12 protein-coding genes are annotated in these 17,439 nt (G+C 54.0%); 4 read left to right on the top strand and 8 right to left on the bottom strand.

The window, feature by feature from the left end; all coding sequences use genetic code 11:
• Positions 1–7 precede the first annotated feature (7 nt).
• Positions 8–1,297, bottom strand: a complete 1,290-nt coding sequence (locus WJU22_RS10410; protein WP_341843175.1) for a DUF3472 domain-containing protein — start codon at positions 1,295–1,297, stop codon at positions 8–10.
• Positions 1,298–1,484: 187 nt separating this feature from the next.
• On the opposite strand from WJU22_RS10410, the gene WJU22_RS10405 reads away from it, so the two are divergent.
• Positions 1,485–2,711, top strand: a complete 1,227-nt coding sequence (locus tag WJU22_RS10405; RefSeq protein ID WP_341843174.1) for a 4-hydroxy-3-methylbut-2-enyl diphosphate reductase — start codon at positions 1,485–1,487, stop codon at positions 2,709–2,711.
• A 254-nt stretch (positions 2,712–2,965) separates the two neighbouring features.
• Here WJU22_RS10405 and WJU22_RS10400 read toward each other — a convergent pair whose 3' ends face one another.
• From WJU22_RS10400 to WJU22_RS10370, 7 genes are all read right to left on the bottom strand, one after another.
• Positions 2,966–3,727, bottom strand: coding sequence for a LytTR family DNA-binding domain-containing protein (locus WJU22_RS10400; protein WP_341843173.1), 762 nt, complete (start codon positions 3,725–3,727; stop codon positions 2,966–2,968).
• Between the two features lie 18 nt (positions 3,728–3,745).
• Positions 3,746–5,647, bottom strand: a complete 1,902-nt coding sequence (locus tag WJU22_RS10395; protein ID WP_341843172.1) for a tetratricopeptide repeat-containing sensor histidine kinase — start codon at positions 5,645–5,647, stop codon at positions 3,746–3,748.
• A 612-nt stretch (positions 5,648–6,259) separates the two neighbouring features.
• Positions 6,260–6,949, bottom strand: coding sequence for a (d)CMP kinase (gene cmk, locus WJU22_RS10390; RefSeq protein WP_341843171.1), 690 nt, complete (start codon positions 6,947–6,949; stop codon positions 6,260–6,262).
• 89 nt (positions 6,950–7,038) lie between these two features.
• Positions 7,039–8,637, bottom strand: a complete 1,599-nt coding sequence (locus WJU22_RS10385) for a T9SS type A sorting domain-containing protein (RefSeq protein ID WP_341843170.1) — start codon at positions 8,635–8,637, stop codon at positions 7,039–7,041.
• Between the two features lie 12 nt (positions 8,638–8,649).
• Entirely contained in the window at positions 8,650–10,185 is a 1,536-nt protein-coding gene (locus tag WJU22_RS10380; protein ID WP_341843169.1) for a hypothetical protein, read from the bottom strand.
• Between the two features lie 69 nt (positions 10,186–10,254).
• A complete protein-coding gene (locus WJU22_RS10375) occupies positions 10,255–12,120 on the bottom strand; it encodes a hypothetical protein (protein WP_341843168.1) in 1,866 nt (621 codons plus the stop codon).
• A 284-nt stretch (positions 12,121–12,404) separates the two neighbouring features.
• Positions 12,405–14,936 carry an ATP-dependent Clp protease ATP-binding subunit gene (locus WJU22_RS10370; RefSeq protein WP_341843167.1) on the bottom strand — a complete coding sequence of 844 codons (2,532 nt, stop codon included), beginning with the start codon at positions 14,934–14,936 and terminating at the stop codon, positions 12,405–12,407.
• 258 nt (positions 14,937–15,194) lie between these two features.
• Between WJU22_RS10370 and WJU22_RS10365 the strand changes: the two genes are divergently transcribed.
• The 3 genes from WJU22_RS10365 to WJU22_RS10355 all read left to right on the top strand — a co-directional run bounded on the left by WJU22_RS10365 (position 15,195) and on the right by WJU22_RS10355 (position 17,438).
• Entirely contained in the window at positions 15,195–15,569 is a 375-nt protein-coding gene (locus tag WJU22_RS10365; protein WP_341843166.1) for an STAS domain-containing protein, read from the top strand.
• Positions 15,570–15,586: 17 nt separating this feature from the next.
• Positions 15,587–16,495 (top strand): ribonuclease Z, encoded by a 909-nt coding sequence (locus WJU22_RS10360; RefSeq protein ID WP_341843165.1) that lies wholly within the window; start codon positions 15,587–15,589, stop codon positions 16,493–16,495.
• Between the two features lie 106 nt (positions 16,496–16,601).
• A complete protein-coding gene (locus WJU22_RS10355; protein WP_341843164.1) occupies positions 16,602–17,438 on the top strand; it encodes a hypothetical protein in 837 nt (278 codons plus the stop codon).
• The last annotated feature ends 1 nt before the right edge of the window (position 17,439 follow it).

Genomic DNA, 17,439 nt, shown 5'->3' with positions numbered 1-17,439 from the left:
CCAAAACTTATTCTGTGGGCAACCGCTCCAGGTCGATCTGCGGCGCGCGGCCCGTAGCCGGCCGCGTGAGCACGTCGCCCTTGCGGGTGGTACCCAGTTCGCGGAAACCGCCGGAGAACATGTAGAACCAGCCGTTTTCGAGGCCGGCGCCGATGTCGAAGCGCGGGTGCTTTTCGGGATCGGCCGTGGTGGAAAAGCGCGATTGCGTCAGCTCCAGCCAGTTGCCGGCGGCCGTGCGCACCCATTGGTTGCCGTACCGTGCCCTGAAAAGATCGTTGCCGTTGGCGCCGAAGTTTTCCACGAAGGAATATAAACCACTGAGGTATTTGCCGCCGGATTTGGGCTTGTCCCAGGTGGCCATGAACTTCCATTTATCCGTGGCCGGGTCGAAGAACCAGGCGGAATAGGTGGTATTGTCGCCCGAGGGCTTGGCGTGCAACAGGAGTTTATACGTGGTTTCGGCTTTCCAGGGGAAGCGCCAGAAGCTTTGTCCGCCAGACCCTTCGTTCCCGAAATCGTTGATGACCACACCGGCGCCTTTTTTCAGGAGTTTCACGCGGTAAGCTTCCGGGATCTGTTTGGGATCGTCTGTATGGAACGCGCTCCAGACCGAGAACAGCACACGGCGCTCGGTGGGCGAATTGATCTGGATGCCGAAGTAGCCGCCATTCCAGCCGTTGACCATATAATAAGCATAAAGGGGCTGGGCGTTTTCGGGCACGGAAATTTCGTTGTAGAACCATTCCACGAGCGTGTCTTTCGGCACCGGGTACGCGAGGTGCGTGGCCGGAGCGCCGCGGTACTGGCTGTTATTGGCGCGGATGGCAGAGGCGGCTTCGCCGGAAAGGAGGAGCGAGCGGATGGCGGGCAGGTGGGCGGCGGATTTGCCGGCCGCGGCGATGGTCACTTCCTGGTAGCCGGTTTTCGTGACCCGGAAAGTGGCGGCGGGGATGATGGCGACGCCGGATGTTGGCGCGCAGTCCACCGTTTTCGTTTTTCCGCCGAAGCTGATGTTGAGTTTTACGGGATGGGCGGCTTCCATCTTCAGCGCGATGTTCAATTCCCCCGTTTTATCCGCCACGAAAAATGTTTTGACATATGCGTCGGCGCTTTTCCAACCCGTGAGCCCGCTGCGCCCGATGCGGCCGGCTTCGCGGTTACCGGCGGGATAAAGATAACCGCTGCCGGAAAGCGTCACTTCCGAAGTATCGGCTACCGGCGCGGGGCCGGCAGCTGCGTGCAGGTGCAGGAGGCCTGCCAGCGGTAAGGCCAGGAGGCTGTGAAAGTTTATCATCATACAAATATTCAGTAACAATAAAAAGTGGTTACAATATACGCCCCCCGTTCGCCGGATCATAGTATTGGCCGATAAAAGACGGCGAAGGGAGAAAAACGGCGGCGGCCCGGCGGGAATTGTCTGTCGACCGTCAGGTCATGATCGGAAATCCAGCGGCGAAATGCCTATCTTTGCCTATCGTCAAGCCATGAAAACATTCAACGTACCGATCATATACCGCAGTCCGCTGATTTCTGCCATCAAACAGCAACGGAAACAGGACGACCGCATGAAGAAAGACTTTACGCCTACCCGGCTGGAATTTGGGCCGCTTACGATTTTGCTGGCCCGGCATTTCGGGTTTTGTTACGGCGTAGAAAATGCCATCGAGATCGCCTTCCGGACGGTGGACGAAAATGAAGGGAAGCGGATATTCCTGCTGAGCGAAATGATCCACAACCCCCAGGTCAACAGCGACCTGCTGCTGCGCGGGGTCCAATTTCTCATGGACACTTCCGGCAAGCAGCTCATTCCCTGGGAATCTTTACAGTCTGACGATATCGTGATCATCCCCGCTTTCGGCACCACGCTGGAGATCGAATCGCGGCTGGAATCCCTCGGTATCGCGCCCCTGAAATACAACACTACCTGCCCCTTCGTGGAACGTGTGTGGAACAAGGCCGAGCAGATCGGCCAGAAAGCCTACACGGTGATCGTTCACGGCAAGCCGAAGCATGAGGAAACCCGGGCCACGTTCTCCCACAGCCGCTCGCATACGCCAACGGTAGTGGTGAAAGACATGGCGCAGACGCATCGCCTCGCCGCTTACATCCGGGAAGAAATTCCGGCGGAAAACTTCTACGAAGAGTTCAAAGGCCAATACAGCGAAGGGTTCGACGTTACCCAACATCTCCAGCGCGTGGGCGTGGTGAACCAGACCACCATGCTGGCTTCCGAAACGCAGGCCATCGCCGATTACGTGCGCCAGGCCATCCAGGAACATTACCAGTTGCCCGACGAGCGCATCGCCGAGCGTTTCGCCGACACGCGCGACACGCTTTGCTACGCTACCAACGATAACCAGACCGCCGTTACCGGCATGCTCAACGAGCCGGCAGACCTTGCCATCGTGGTAGGCGGGTACAACAGCTCGAACACTTCGCACCTCGTGGAGCTGTGCGAAGCGCAGCTGCCTACGTTCTTCATTTCTTCCGAAGAAAAACTCATCTCGCAAAACGAACTGCTGCATTACGATTTCCATCGCCACGAGGAGCTCCGCAGCACCGGTTTCCTGCCTTCGAAAGAGAAAGTCACGCTCCTGCTGACGAGCGGCGCTTCCTGCCCGGATGCCATCGTGGAAGGGGTGATCCGCAAGCTGGCGGGGTTTTATGGACTGGAGCACCTGGTCGACGAAACCGCCGCGGCCTGGTCTTAATTAGACAACCTTACTGACCAACAAAATATTGGATAAACGAAAAAAGCACCGCCGAACGGTGCTTTTTTTCTTTGGGGGTAATCAAACGCTAGTAATGCAGAGAAAATTAATTTTGGGGCCTGGTAACAAACATGGTGATTAATGCTGGTACAAAAGTACTATCGCGCACATACGCCCGCAACCGGGAATTAATATCCGGTATCCATAACCGCATAACTGGCGGCTGAAAAGTGAAAATTGGAAGATAAAACGACTTAAAAGTGCATGGCCTTGCGCAGGAACTCCGCTTTGCGTCTGCGGGACACTTCCACCTGCGTACCATCGCTCATGAGCGCAAATCCGCCTTCACCCTGGATGTAGCTGTCCATTTGCTGGAGGTTGATAAGATGGGAATTGTGGACGCGGAAGAAATCCACGTCGGTGAGCAGTTCCTCGAATTCCTTGAGTGGTTTGGAAACGAGGAGTTGCTTGCGGTCGGTGAAGAAAATCTTGGTGTAGTTTCCGGTGGATTCGCAGCGGACGATTTGCTGGACGGGCATAAACACCAGGCCGTTGATGGTCGGGAGTGCTATCTTTTTGTTCGTTTGCTGGAGGGTTTTCATGTTCTGCAAAAACATTTCCAGCGGTGCCATGCCTGGTTCCGGCCGGTTTTGCCGGCGCTCGTGGAACTTGCGCAGCGCCTCCTGCAGCTCCTGGATGCTGAAGGGTTTGAGGAGATAGTCGAGCGCGTTGAACTTGATCGCTTTGAGGGCGTATTGTTCGTAAGCGGTGGTAAAGATCACGTCGAAGGGGATACGGTCGAATTGCTTGAGCAGCTCGAAACCGTTTTGATGGGGCATTTCCACATCGAGGAACACCAGGTCGGGGTGCAGCTCGTCGATCACGTTGCGGGCTTCCTGTACACTTTTCACGCCGGCGAGCACCGTAACGTCCGGACATTTCTTGGTCAACATCGTATGCAATGCCTCGATGCAATGCTGTTCGTCGTCTACAATTATGGTCCTGATTTCGCTCATGTAGGAATGTTTATGCAGTTAAAATAGAAACTCCGCGGGCAGCACGATGCGTACCTTCGTGCCTGCTGCCTCCCCTTCCGGCCCGTGAAGGTCGGTGATTTCCACGTTCGCGTCTTTGGTATTATTGATTTTCCGGATGAGGGCGATCCGCCCTTCTGTAACTTTCATTCCCATGGAATTGTGGAGCCTGTCTTTCTTCTCCCGGATTTCCATCGCCAGCTTCCGCCCGATCCCGTTATCCGTCACCGTCACTTCCAGAATCCTTCCCTTCAAACCTACTTCTATATCCAGCCGCCCCTTTTCCGATCTGTGCACTAACCCATGCCAGATGGCGTTTTCCACATATGGCTGGATGATCATGGGCGGGATGAGGACTTCCTCTTCATTGATCTCATCGTCCACGAAAATATGATAATCAAACATATGGTTGCAACGCAGTGCTTCCAGATCGAGGTACAGCCGCAGGGAATCCAGCTCCTTGTTGAGCGGGATGAAGGTGTGCTGGCTGTTGTCGAGGATCATGCGCATGAGCTTGGAAAACTTCGTGAGGTATTCCGACGCTTCTTCCTGGTTATTGCTCCAGATGTAGCGATGGATGGAGTTGAGGGAATTGAAGATGAAATGCGGGTTCATCTGCGACCGTAGCGACCGCAGCTCGAGCTGGAGCGTTTGGCGGTTGGCCTGGAGGTTGCGGTGGCGGATATAGAAGAACCCGCCAACGATGAGCATGAACAGGAACCCCGCCAGGGCGATCACGAGCGCCAGGTTCCGGCGGATGCGGAGCTGGTTGATCTCCTGGTCTTTCTGCAGTTCTTTGATGCGATTGTCTTTCTGATGCACTTCGTGCAGGGCTTTCATCTGCGCAAACTCCGTGCTGGTGCGCTCTTCGAGGATACTGTCCTTATACTGGAGCGCAAGCTGCGTATTATCGAGGGATTTGGCGAATTCGCCGGCGCGTTTGTAATTGTCGGCCATGGCCTTGTACCCTTCCTGGAGGATGTAATTGAACGTCCAGGTATGCCCCATGTCCAGCGCCTGCTGGATGTATTTACGGGCTTCGGGGAGCTTGCCTTCGTCGTTGAGGAGGCGGCCGATGGAGAGGTAATTTTCGGCCAGGTGCACTTTGTCTTCCACCTGTTCGTTGGCCGTGAGCGCTTTTTGCAGGTAGGTCATGGCGGCGGCGTTGTTGCCCTTTTTCTGCCAGGCCGTGCCGAGGCAGGTGTAGCAGATGGCCATGCCGGTATGATTGTTCAGCTGTTGGTTTACGGCCAGGGAGCGTTCGTAGAAATCGATGGCTTTATCGAGCTGGTTGAGCCCTTCGTACGCATATCCGAGGTTGCCGAGGTTGATGGCTACGCCGAGCGGATTGTCGGATTTCTGTTCGAGGTCGAGCGCGCGGGTGAATTCGCGGATGGCGGCGTCGTATTTGGCGTCTGAGAGGTAAATATTGCCGATGGAGTTGATGGCGACCGTCAGCGACCGGGTCTCGTTGATCCTTTCGGCGATTTTCAGGGCCTGGAAGTGGTGTTCGAAGGCTTTTTCGAGCATTTCGCGGCGGCGGTAGTCGACGCCCACGTTGTTGTGCGAGGTGGCGATGAGGCGTTCGTTTTTACTTTCGATCGCGGCTTTAAGGGCTTTTTCGTGGTATTCTGTGGCGAGGATGTACAGGGATTTGTTGCGGCGGGAGGTGCCGATGTCGTTATACGCTTCGGCCTGGCCTTTCGGGTATCGGAGGCGGCCGGAAAGGGCCAGGGCTTCCTGGAGGAAGGGGTTATCCCGCCCCGACTGGTCGAAATACCGGTACATGGACCTGGATTTGGCCAGGTAGGCGTTCACTTTGGCAGTATCGTCGTGCAGGGCGCGGATGGAGTCAAGGGTGCGGAAAACCCGCACGGAATCCTGTGCCGAGGCACTTGCCATGAAATATAGCTGCAGTGAGAGCAGGACGATGAACCTATTGAGAAACATGCTTAAAGGTGCAAACAGCTTCCACAAGTTAAAGTATAATTGCGATATCCCGAACCTTCCAGAAAAAGTGAAGGGGCGAAAGAATTCGCCCCTTTCCTATTAACCGAATACACCTACTGAAAATATGAATCGGGGCGGGTATCGCCACCGGTCCACATTGATTTTACAAGCCGGCCAGCCAGATGGGCATGGCGGCGCGAAATATATTTCAGCGTTCATTACTATACGGTTAATAGCATGGTCTTTTAACTGGATGCAGTCCGGATATGGCTCAAAGCCTTTGGACAATCACAAAAACCGCTGATTGCTGCGATGGCATGTTGCCGGCGGCGCAGCGCGGCGTCCGGGAACATGAGTCAACAGGTTGACTGGCAACAAAGTAGCAGGTTTTTTTCCAGGAATAAAGTCACAGGTCCAAATATCGGGCGGCATACAATGTTCATGATCCCAATTGGGAAAATGACGCCAAGACCATTAATTATGCAGGAATTTCGGAGGATGAGGTTAAGGAGGTATAGTATCGTTACCTAAAGGTAATAACGTTTTTTTGATATACAAAAAAAATCAGGAGGAATGTGCCATGATCGCGTCTTCGACCCATTGCGACACGAGATCGAGCTGTTCATCCATCGTGAGGTTGCTGTTATCGAGGATGATGGCGTCGTCTGCTTTGCGGAGGGGGCTAACGGCGCGGTTGGAGTCGATATAATCGCGGAGCTCGAGGTTTTCTTTGACTTCGTGGAGCGAGATGTTGGGGTTCTTGGCGTAGAGTTCCTTGAACCGGCGTTGCACGCGCACGGCAGGGTCTGCCGTCATGAAGATTTTCAGTTCCGCATGGGGGAACACCACGGTGCCGATATCCCTACCATCCATCACGATCCCTTTCGCGGCGCCCATTTGCTGCTGCTGGGCAACGGCAAATTCCCGCACTTCGCGGACCGCCGCCACCTCGCTCACTTTTTCCGCCACTACCATCTCCCGGATCATGGGCTCTACGTTCTCTTCGTTGAGGTACATATCGCTCTGGCCGGTCAGCTGGTTGTAGACGAATTCGAGCTGGATACTTTCCAGGGCGGTTTTCACCTGGTAAGTGTCTGCCCAGTCCACACGTTGCTGAATGAAATACAGGGTGATCGCGCGGTACATGGCACCGCTGTCGATATACAGATAATTCAGCTTCGCCGCCAGTTGTTTGGCCAGCGTGCTTTTCCCGCAGGAGGAATATCCGTCAATCGTGATGATGATCTTTTTCAAAGCCCGGTATTTTTAAGCGTGTGCAGTGTTGGGTAATCAGACACTGCAAATTTGCTGCAATTCCGGGAATTTAACAAGGATTTTGTTGCCTATCGCTCCAGCACCACGATCTTGAAGGTCCGCACCAGCCGGCCTGTCTGCCGGTCGTAAAACACCAGCACATAGGTCCCTTTCGCCAGGTTGTTCACGTAAATCGTCCGTTCTCCTTCAATGTGGTATTGTTCCATCACCTGCCCCACGCTGCTTACGATCTGCATGAGGAGCTTGGATTGCAGGCCGCGCACCCTCACCTGGAAGTTCCCGAAGTTGGGATTGGGGAACACGTCGAGACGGAGGAACGGCGGCACTTCGCGGATTTCCGTCACGCTTTCGCGGCCGCCATTGCGCGATACGGCGCGGATGCGGTAGTAACTCCAGCCGTCATGGCCGTTGGGGTCTACGTACTTATAATCGAGCCGGGTGGTGGAATTGCCGTTGGGGGCCATGGAAAAGACCTCCCCTACTTTCACGAAACCCGTGTCTTTATCCAGCCGCCGCTCGATGATGAATTTTTCGTTGTTCAGTTCGCGGGCAACCGACCACTCCAGCTGCACGAGCGATTCGTTGATGCGGTAGGCGTTAAACACGATGAAAACGGCCGGCGCGTATGGGCCGTACAGTATCGAGGCTTTGGTGAAGTATTCGTTGTTGCGGATGCCTTTGTTGAAGCGGCGCACGTGCATCGTGGCATTTCGCAGTGTGCCGGTAGTGGTGATGTTGCCCGCTGTGGGAAAGGATTCCGGCTCCACATTGTCCCAGGCGTTGTTGAGATAGCGGGAAACGTAGGAAGAGGATCGCCAGGCGCTGTATTCGCGGCCTTCGTCGGCATCCATGTGCTGGATGGTGAGGCGCGTGTCGGACTCGTCTGTCCGCCCGCGGGCGATGTTCCAGGTTTTGTTGGTGAAGTCCAGTTTATTGACGAGGCCTGAAATGGCGTATTGGTACACGCTGTCGAACACGCGGGCGCGGAAATCATCGGCCGGGCCGCTGTATTCGATCTGGAAGGGGGCATAACCCGCCGGGGATGAGCCGATGGGGAAAACGACCTTTCCGTCTGCGCCTTTTACCTGTTCGCGGAAGAGGAACCCTCCTGCGATGGCGGTGCCGGTCACGATGAAGGCCTGTTCGCTGTAACCTGTTATCTGTCCGGGATTGCCGTTCCCGATCACGAGGTTCCAGCCGTTGAGGAAGAGGTGGCCGGCGGTGAAATTGAGAGTATTGCGGATCTTGAGGTCTGTCAGGTCAGACATGATCAGCCCCAGTGGATTATTGATGTCGATATTGGGAAAAGTGGCACCGAGGCGGCTTACGGCGTTATATCCACCGAAAACCTGTTGCGAGCCCTGGTTGCCGTACAGGGGATTGTTTCCGTAAAACCGGAACATGCCGCCCTTGCCTGTGATGCCGTTGACGCTTTCGTCGGGCAGGGAAGCGCCTGCGCCGTTGCTCCACGATTTCCCGAAGAAATAGATGGATGCATTGTTGCCGGAGCCGAGGGCGCCGTTATTCACCATGTTGCCGTAAACGCTGAAATTTTCTCCCGGGTTTACCTGCAAACGCTCTCCCGGCGCGATGTACACGGCCGCCTGTTGCGCTTTCGCGAGGAAAGGCAGGAAGGAAAATGCGAGTATGGTCGAGAAGCATTTCATATGCGAGTGATTCTATCGGCTGATTATGACCCAGTTATTGTCATCCAACGCCTGGAGCATTATGGAATTGAGTGTAGCAGTTCTACTGTTAGAAGCTTGAAAGGTGAGGTCACCGGTCGTCATGTTAATTGAATCGCCCGATGTTGGGTGAATAATGATGTCCGGTGCTGTCCCGGTTCCTTGCACAAGGCCACGAATTATCAAAATTCGTCCGGGTGTTGTAGAAGCATCTGGCAAGTTGATCGTAATATCAGGGTTATTGCCACCAGTGACTCTTGCAACGATCGTATAATCTGTTGGATCCACGTTGTAAGGCGTTGTAGTTACCAGTTTGATATTGGTAGCAACTGCAGTGTGCAGCCGCGTTGTGCCATCACCAGTAAGCCGCATGCGTGGCGTATTGTTGGTACTAAATATGACGTTCCGGTTATTGGTCATATTGAAATTCAAACTGTCTGTTCCGGTGCTTTGAGCGTTAAACTGGACGGTAGCCGGGTGGCTGATGAATTTCTGCCATACCGAGGTGCCCAGATTCGCAACTTCATTCCCCCGGAAATAGGCATTATGATCGTTCAGGTTGAATTGCCCGAAATATCCGCCACCAACGGTTTGCAGCATCATGCTGAACCAGGCGCCTTCATTGGGGATTGGATTTAACGGTACCGCCTGCACGTCTGTCTGGAATACACCATTTCCTTTGCTGACATATCCATTGTAATCGCGGACAACTTCACCTTCACCTGCGCCGGTCGTAGTAGCCATATATAAAGGCAGACCGCTTCGCTGTTTGCCGGAAATCACCCAGCTGGTTCCATCGCTGACAAGACGGAGACTATAGCCCGGAGTCAATGAAATAGTAGGGTTGGCGGCATTTTGTGCACGAATATTAAAACCCGTGAAGTTTACGTTCGCTGTGCCGTACGCCACCACTTCAATAGCGCGGCCTTTATAGTTAGCAGGATTTTGTAACGCAAAATTGGCATCTGCCGTGTTGTTCATGATCACGACGCTGTTGGAATCCGCCATGGCGAAGTTCCCCGTGGCCACGGCCACATTGGTGGCGGTAGAACCGTTGACATGCAAAGCGGAATTCGGGTACAACGTGCCTACGCCCATCTTTCCCGTTTCCGTGATCCGTGCGTATTCGGTGGCATTGGTTTTGAAAATGAGCGGCCGGGCATCTGTAGTGCCCAAAAAGTTCAATGCGGGGTTAATGGTGGAATTGCCGGTCAGGTTCCAACCCGTGGAAGCGGCGTCGCTTACGGGTTTCCAGGTGCCACTGGAGCGGATGTATACTTTGTTGTCGGTGGTGTTGTAGATCATCATGCCCGCAGCGGCTGTGTCTAGCGGGGCTTTGGTGAGCGCCGTTGCATTGACGCGGGGCAGCAGCAGGCCTTTGCGGGAGCTTTCCATTTCAAGGAGGGCGTCTCCACGGATGATGCTCGTGTTGCCGCCGAGTTTAAGCTGAGCCTTTGCATCCTGCCCCGAGAAAAGGGCGGAAAGGAAGATGGATGCGGTGATGCTGCAAAGAGAGAAGGAAAATTTCATAGCGGGGGATTGTTGGATTATAAAGGAACGGCGGCGCGTTTACCGCCGTTCCTTTCAATCGAAAATCTATTACATTACAGAGCGGGAAACCATGTACCAGGTAGTACCGTCAGACACTACGGTTACAGTAAACCCGGGCTCGCTGATGATCACGGATGCGCGGCCGCTGATCTGTCCGCCGCTGGCAACGATGTGCAGCTGTGCGATCTCGTCGGCGATACGCTGTTCGCGGCGGATCATGTAAACGCGGTTTTTCGCGTTGGCTGCTGCAGGAAGGGTGATCGTAGAAATAGGTTCTACTTCACCTACCGCACCTGTACCGCTGGAGGCGCATTTCGCCACCACCATATAGTCGTCGATGCCAAGCGTATGGTCGCCGGGGGTGAGGATCCGGAAGGGAACGGACATGGAGCCGTTGATGTTCACTTTGGAACCTACCACTGCGTTACCGCCGATGTTCAGGGTATCGAGGATGGTTTTCTGACCTTTGAAGGATTGTGTTTCCGTTGTTACGGTACCATTTGCGGTGGCGCTTGCGTCGGGGAGTTTAATGGTGATGGTGTTCGGAGCCGTTTCGATGGCGAAGCCGGTGCCGGTTTTATCTGCGATGAGGTTGATGTGGCCGTCAGTGGGATCAGCTTCTACGGATGCCGCGCCGACGTTGATCTTGGAAATGCCATTGAGGCGGTGCGCGGGGATTTCAACCGTTTCCAGCGCATAGCCGGCCTGGTCGTTCAGAACGGCCATATAATATGTAGCTGGGACCGCGGTGCTGAAAGGCGTCGGATTGTTAAAGGAAAGCGACTTGTCTACGATCGTGTTACCATTTAATGTTGCATCGCCGGTTACGGTTAAGGTACCGCCTACAGTGGTGTTGCCGGTGATGGCTACGGTTTCAGCGAAAGTGGCTGCCTTTTCGAAAGCAGCGGTGTTTTTGAAAGTAGCCGCGCCTTCTGTAGTTACGGTGTTCTTGAACGTAGCGGCGTTGTTAAAGGTTTTTGCACCAGCGAAAACCTGTGCGCCCGTGCTCACAACACCAGCCGCCGTTGCAGACGCTTCGATCATATGCAGTACCAGTTTGCCTTCGTCGGCCCCGGTCAGGCGAACGATGCGCGCGCCCTGTTCGGTAGCGGTACCGTCGGACACGATATTACCTACTGAAATACCGTCTACAGAAGTGATGGCCTGGAGTTTCTTCCAGTCATCGATCGTCATGAAACCGTATTGCTGTGTGGTGCCGCCGATCATGATCGGCAGTTTCACGTCCAGCGTTTTGGAAGCGCCGGTGATCACCAGTTCTGCGATGTTATTGGTGGTTGCCGGAGAAACGCTCATCGTCAGGTTGCCCTGCAGGCCGTTTACGCCGGTTACGGAAGTGAGCGAAAGGTCTTTTTTCTGGATGAGGCCGTCTGTTCCGATGATCACCACCTGGTTGGAGCTGGCCGCGGCGTCGGGGACGTTCGCGTAGGGAATGGTGATGTTGCCGGTGGTGGGATCGAACCGCATTACTTCATTGTTATTGGCTTTGAAGAGCAGCGGAAAGGCGTTGGTGGTACCGAGCCAATCGCCGGCGCTCACGTCGTTGCCGGTCAGTTTCCAGGGCCCGGCGCCGCCCGCGTCGCCGGCCATTTTGGTCCACGCGGCTTTGGTGTTGCCGTCTGCGGTTTTCACGTAGAAACCGACACCTCTCGAATCGGCAGTGCCATCGTTTACATACACCACCATACCCGGTGTCGGGTTGCGGCTAACGAGGAGCTCATATCCGGTTTTATTGAGGCGGGGCAGCAAAAGGCCCTTCCTGGCGCTCTCCAGTTCAAGAATGGCGTTAGCGTCTACTACCGCCGGGTCTCCCCCGATCTTGACCTGTGCCTTCACGCCGTCGTAAGAGAAAAATAACGCGAGGAATACACCCGCTATGCGTAACGACTTCTTCATAGGTAAAAGGTTAAAAAATATGCGTTTATAGAGATGAATTGAAAACCAAGTCCTTTAATAATTACTGTTCTGCCCCGACCCATTTTACGGGCGCATGCTAATCTTCCGCAATGTTACATATAAATTTTGATTAATATATCATTTCAATCATGTTTTTTATTTAATCAATATGTAATATGATCGGGAAAACATATATAGAATTGATAATCACTGAAAAATTGTGCATAAAAAAAGCTGCCGGCTCATCGCCGGCAGCTGTATGATCGATTGATCTGTTTTACGGTTTACGCTTCGGATTTCTCCGATTTGCTTTTGGAGGGGTTCTTCAGGGAGAACACCAGTTTCTGGTTTTCCTTGTCGAGATCTGCGATGAGGATATCCCCGTTGTGGATATTCATGTTGAGGATCTCTTCCGCCAGGGGATCTTCCAGGTATTTCTGGATGGCCCTGTGGAGCGGACGGGCGCCAAACTGCTGATCGTACCCTTTCTCGGCCAGGAACCCTTTCGCCTCGTCTGTCAGTTCCAGGCTGAAGCCCAGGTTCTGCAGGCGAACGAGCACCCCTTTCATCGTGATATCGATAATGGTGTAGATATCTTCCTTGCTGAGCGAGTTGAAGATGATCACATCATCGATACGGTTGAGGAACTCGGGAGAGAACGTCCGTTTCAGGGCTTTTTCGATCACCGCTTTGGTGTTCTCTTCTTCGTTCACCACACGGGCGCCGGTAGAGAAGCCCACGCCTGCACCGAAGTCTTTCAACTGGCGCACCCCGATGTTGGAGGTCATGATGATGAGCGTGTTCTTAAAGTCCACCTTCCGGCCCAGGCCGTCTGTCAGAATACCATCGTCGAGCACCTGCAGCAGGATATTATAGATATCCGGATGGGCTTTCTCGATTTCGTCGAGCAGGATCACCGAGTACGGTTTGCGGCGTACTTTTTCGGTGAGCTGGCCACCTTCTTCGTACCCAACATATCCCGGAGGCGCGCCGATGAGGCGGCTTACGGAGAATTTCTCCATGTATTCGGACATATCGATACGGATGAGCGCGTCTTCCGAGTCGAACATATACCGGGCGAGGGCTTTTGCCAGCTCGGTTTTACCGACACCGGTGGGGCCCAGGAAGATGAAGGTACCGATGGGTTTCTTCGGGTCTTTCAGGCCAACGCGGTTACGCTGGATGGCTTTCGTGACTTTGGAAATGGCTTCGGCCTGACCCACCACGGCGGATTTGAGGTCTTCGCCCATGCGGCGGAGCTTTTCGTTTTCGGCCTGCACCATCCGTTTTACGGGGATGCCGGTCATCATGCTCACCACTTCGGCGATCGCTTCTTCATCGATCGGGTAGCGTTTGTGTTTTACTTCTTCTTCCCACACGGCTTTGGCCTTTTCGAGGTCTTCGCCGAGTTTCTTTTCGGTATCGCGGAGGGCGGCGGCTTCTTCGAAGCGCTGGCTCTTCACGACTTTATTCTTTTCCTGCTTGATGTCTTCGATCTGTTTTTCGAGGTCGAGGATATTTTGCGGAACGTTGATGTTTTTGAGATGGACGCGGGCGCCAACTTCATCGAGCACGTCGATGGCCTTGTCGGGCAGCAGGCGGTCGGTCATATAACGGTCGCTGAGTTTCACGCATGCGTCGATGGCGTCGTCAGTGTAAGACACGTTATGGTATTCCTCGTAGCGCGGTTTGATGTTGTTGAGGATCTGGATGGTTTCCTCCACGGAGGGGGGATCAACCATTACCTTCTGGAACCGGCGGTCGAGGGCGCCATCTTTCTCGATGTACATGCGGTATTCATCCAAAGTGGAGGCGCCGATGCACTGGAGCTCGCCTCTTGCGAGGGCGGGCTTGAAGATGTTGGAAGCGTCCAGCGAACCGGAAGCGCCGCCTGCGCCAACGATGGTGTGAATCTCATCGATGAACAGGATTACGTCGCGGTTCTTTTCCAGCTCGTTCATGATCGCCTTCATCCTTTCCTCGAACTGGCCGCGGTATTTGGTACCGGCCACGAGGGCGGCGAGGTCGAGGCTAACCACGCGCTTGTCGAACAGCACGCGGGAAACCTTGCGCTGCACGATGCGGAGGGCGAGGCCTTCCACGATGGCAGTTTTACCTACACCGGGCTCACCGATCAGGATGGGGTTGTTCTTTTTACGGCGGGAAAGGATCTGCGAAACGCGTTCGATTTCCGCTTCGCGGCCCACGATCGGATCGAGGCTGCCGCTTTCGGCCAGTTTGGTGATATCACGGCCGAAGTTATCGAGAACGGGAGTTTTCGACTTGGTGTTGGTCTGCTTCTGTTTGGAAGCATAACTTTTGCGTTCGTCTTCGAACTCCTCTTCTCCGGGGTCATCGAATTCTGCTTTCGGATCGGCAGATTTTACGAAGCCCAGTTCGTTTTTAAAAGTATCGTAGTCCACGTCAAATTGTTGAAGGATTTGCGTACAAACGTTTTCTTTATTCTTGAGGATGGATAGCATGAGGTGCTCTGTTTCCACGGTGGGACTCTTCAGCGCCTTTGCTTCCAGCACGGTTACCCGGATCACTTTCTCTGCCTGGCGGGTCAGGGGAAGACTGTTGATGTTCGCAATGTTTTTGCCTGTCTTGTCTTTTATCGCCAACTCCACTTCCTTGCGTAACTCATACAGATCAACGTTCAGCGCCTGTAGGATTTTTACAGCCGTTCCCTCACCTTCACGAATAATACCCAGCAGCAGGTGTTCCGTACCGATGAAATCATTACCCAGTCGCAAAGCCTCCTCCCTACTGAACGTAATGATCTCCTTTACTTGCGGTGAAAAATTCTGATCCATTGTTTGTTGATTTTGTTAAACCCTTACGGGGGCATGCTTATACAATATTACCAAATTAAATTGGATTTACTTTTTATCCTTGCACATTATTGGTTAAGATTTACTTTTGCGCTGAAGGGCCTTGTTTGCTGAATATATCTACGAGAAGAGGGATGTTGACGATTGGGTGTTATTTACTTCTCCAGGTACGTTCTTCGACGGGTTTCCTTTTTGCCGAATCCTTTTTTTATAATGTTTGTGATTGATAACATCCGCCGTATGCAATTCAAAATTGATACCAAAGAGAAAATACTGATTTTTAGGCTGGAAGAAGCCGCGCTGGATGCCAAAATGGCTGCGGAACTCGAAAAGGAAGTGCTCGGCATCCCCGAACTGACCGGCCTCAACCTCGTGCTGGACCTGCATTCCCTGCAATCTGCCGATGCACGGGCGCTGGAAGCCATTTTTACAGTGTATCAGCACCGGTACGACCATGGCCTTTCCGCCGCCGTAACCGGACTTAACAAGGTTTTAACAGCCGAGCTCTCGGAACTACACCCCGAAATGCTCAATATCGTGCCCACCGAATCCGAAGCCATCGATATGGTGATGATGGAAGACCTGGAACGCGAACTGGATCTCGGCGACGAATAAATTTTAACTACTGGCTCATGTTTGCGGTCACCATCCTCGGCAACAACTCGGCGATACCCACCCCGGAGCGGCACCCCACCGCACAGGTGCTCACGTATAACGATCAGCTCATGCTGATCGACTGCGGTGAGGGCACACAAACGCAGCTCGCCAAATACAAGGTGCGCCGCGGAAAAATCCGTTACATCTTCATCAGCCACCTGCATGGCGATCATTATTTCGGCCTGATCGGCCTCATCAACAGTATGAGCCTCCTCGGCCGCATCGAACCGCTGACGGTATTCGGTCCGCCGGGCCTGTGGGACATCCTCGAGCTGCAACTCCGCCACGCCGCCACCACCCTGCGTTTCGAGCTGCAGTTCCAGCCGCTGACGCCGGAGTCGGCAGGCGTGCTTTTCCAGGACAAAGACATGGAAGTGTCCTGCTTCCCTACCCGCCACCGCATCCCCTGCTATGGCTTTGCTTTCAGCGTACAGCGCCGCAAGCGCCGCATTATACCCGAACAAACCCGCGCCTACGAAATCCCGTCTGCCTTCTTCTCCCACCTGGCCGACGGCGAAGATTATATCAGGAAAGACGGGACCATCGTAAAAAACGACTGGGTGACGCTGCCCCCGAACCCCGCCCGGCGGTATGTTTATTGCGCAGACAGCATTTACGACGAAGAACTGGTGCCCTGGCTGCAGGATGCCGACCTCATGTACCACGAAACCACTTACCTCGACGATCTCCGCCAGCGCGCGGCCGACCGGTACCACAGCACCACCGTCCAGGCCGCTACCCTCGCCGGAATGGCGGGCGCCCGGCGGCTCCTGATCGGGCATTTTTCTTCCAAATACACAGAACTGCAACCTTTCCTCGACGAGTGCATCCCCGTTTTCCCCAATACGGAACTCGCGCTCGAAGGGGCGACCTACATCATATAATCCTTAATTAAAATATAATTTATTTATAAAAGCAATACCTAAAATGGTGTATTGCAGGGGAAAAAGCATGCATTTATCTTTATGCATTAAATATTTTTCCTATAACATGAAACACGCAGCACTTACCCTCGTCGCAGCCCTTTGCCTCGGCACTGCGGCCATGGCGCAGCAGACCGGAGCACCTGTCGACAGTACCATTGAAACGCCCCCATCCCGGAAAGAGCGGTTACGCAACCTCCCGATGTATTCCAACATCCTGAAAACCAATCTTTCCAGCCTTACCCTCAACAACTACAGCCTTACCTACGAGCGCATGCTGACCCGCAAGATCTCCGCATCGCTGGGGTACCGTTACATGCCGAAAAGCGCCCTTACCAAGAGCATGCTCGGCGAAAACGTGATGGACCAGATCAAGGAAGACGGGGAAGACGATCTGCAAAGCCAGCTCGATAAGTTGCAGATGAGCGGCGGCGCCCTCACGGCGGAATTCCGCATTTACACCGGGAAGCGCCCCGGCGCCAGGGGCTTTTACGGCGGCATCTACGGCCGTTACAGCAAATTCAAGTACGATTACCCCTACGATTACGAAAAACCGGACGGCTCCACCACCCTCGTGCCCCTCAACGGCCATACCAAAGGCTTTGGCGGCGGTGTGATCATGGGCGGACAGTTCATGATCGCCAAGCGCGTGGTGATTGACCTCTACATCATCGGCGCCCATTACGGCAAAATGACAGGTAAGGTGGAAGGGCTTACCGACCTCAGCGATCTCGACGAAGCAGACCGTGCCGAACTGAAGGCCGACCTGGAAGACCTGATAGACCTCGGCGGAAGTGAAAAAAACATCAAAGCCGATGTGCGCAACGACGGGGTGCGGGCAGACATCAAGATGCCTTTCCTCGGCGTTCGCGGGCTCGGACTTACCGTTGGGTTTGCTTTTTAGT

The sequence above is a fragment of the Chitinophaga caseinilytica genome (assembly GCF_038396765.1).
GTDB classification, from domain to species: domain Bacteria; phylum Bacteroidota; class Bacteroidia; order Chitinophagales; family Chitinophagaceae; genus Chitinophaga; species Chitinophaga caseinilytica.
This window is presented reverse-complemented; position numbering and strand designations above follow the sequence as displayed.

What these genes read in the sequence shown, in the direction of transcription:
- WJU22_RS10410 (WP_341843175.1), bottom strand. Translation starts at nt 1,297, where the DNA reads ATGATGATAAACTTTCACAGCCTCCTGGCCTTACCGCTGGCAGGCCTC.
- WJU22_RS10405 (WP_341843174.1), top strand. Translation starts at nt 1,485, where the DNA reads ATGAAAACATTCAACGTACCGATCATATACCGCAGTCCGCTGATTTCT.
- WJU22_RS10400 (WP_341843173.1), bottom strand. Translation starts at nt 3,727, where the DNA reads ATGAGCGAAATCAGGACCATAATTGTAGACGACGAACAGCATTGCATC.
- WJU22_RS10395 (WP_341843172.1), bottom strand. Translation starts at nt 5,647, where the DNA reads ATGGCAAGTGCCTCGGCACAGGATTCCGTGCGGGTTTTCCGCACCCTT.
- WJU22_RS10385 (WP_341843170.1), bottom strand. Translation starts at nt 8,637, where the DNA reads ATGAAATGCTTCTCGACCATACTCGCATTTTCCTTCCTGCCTTTCCTC.
- WJU22_RS10380 (WP_341843169.1), bottom strand. Translation starts at nt 10,185, where the DNA reads ATGAAATTTTCCTTCTCTCTTTGCAGCATCACCGCATCCATCTTCCTT.
- WJU22_RS10375 (WP_341843168.1), bottom strand. Translation starts at nt 12,120, where the DNA reads ATGAAGAAGTCGTTACGCATAGCGGGTGTATTCCTCGCGTTATTTTTC.
- WJU22_RS10370 (WP_341843167.1), bottom strand. Translation starts at nt 14,936, where the DNA reads ATGGATCAGAATTTTTCACCGCAAGTAAAGGAGATCATTACGTTCAGT.
- WJU22_RS10365 (WP_341843166.1), top strand. Translation starts at nt 15,195, where the DNA reads ATGCAATTCAAAATTGATACCAAAGAGAAAATACTGATTTTTAGGCTG.
- WJU22_RS10360 (WP_341843165.1), top strand. Translation starts at nt 15,587, where the DNA reads ATGTTTGCGGTCACCATCCTCGGCAACAACTCGGCGATACCCACCCCG.
- WJU22_RS10355 (WP_341843164.1), top strand. Translation starts at nt 16,602, where the DNA reads ATGAAACACGCAGCACTTACCCTCGTCGCAGCCCTTTGCCTCGGCACT.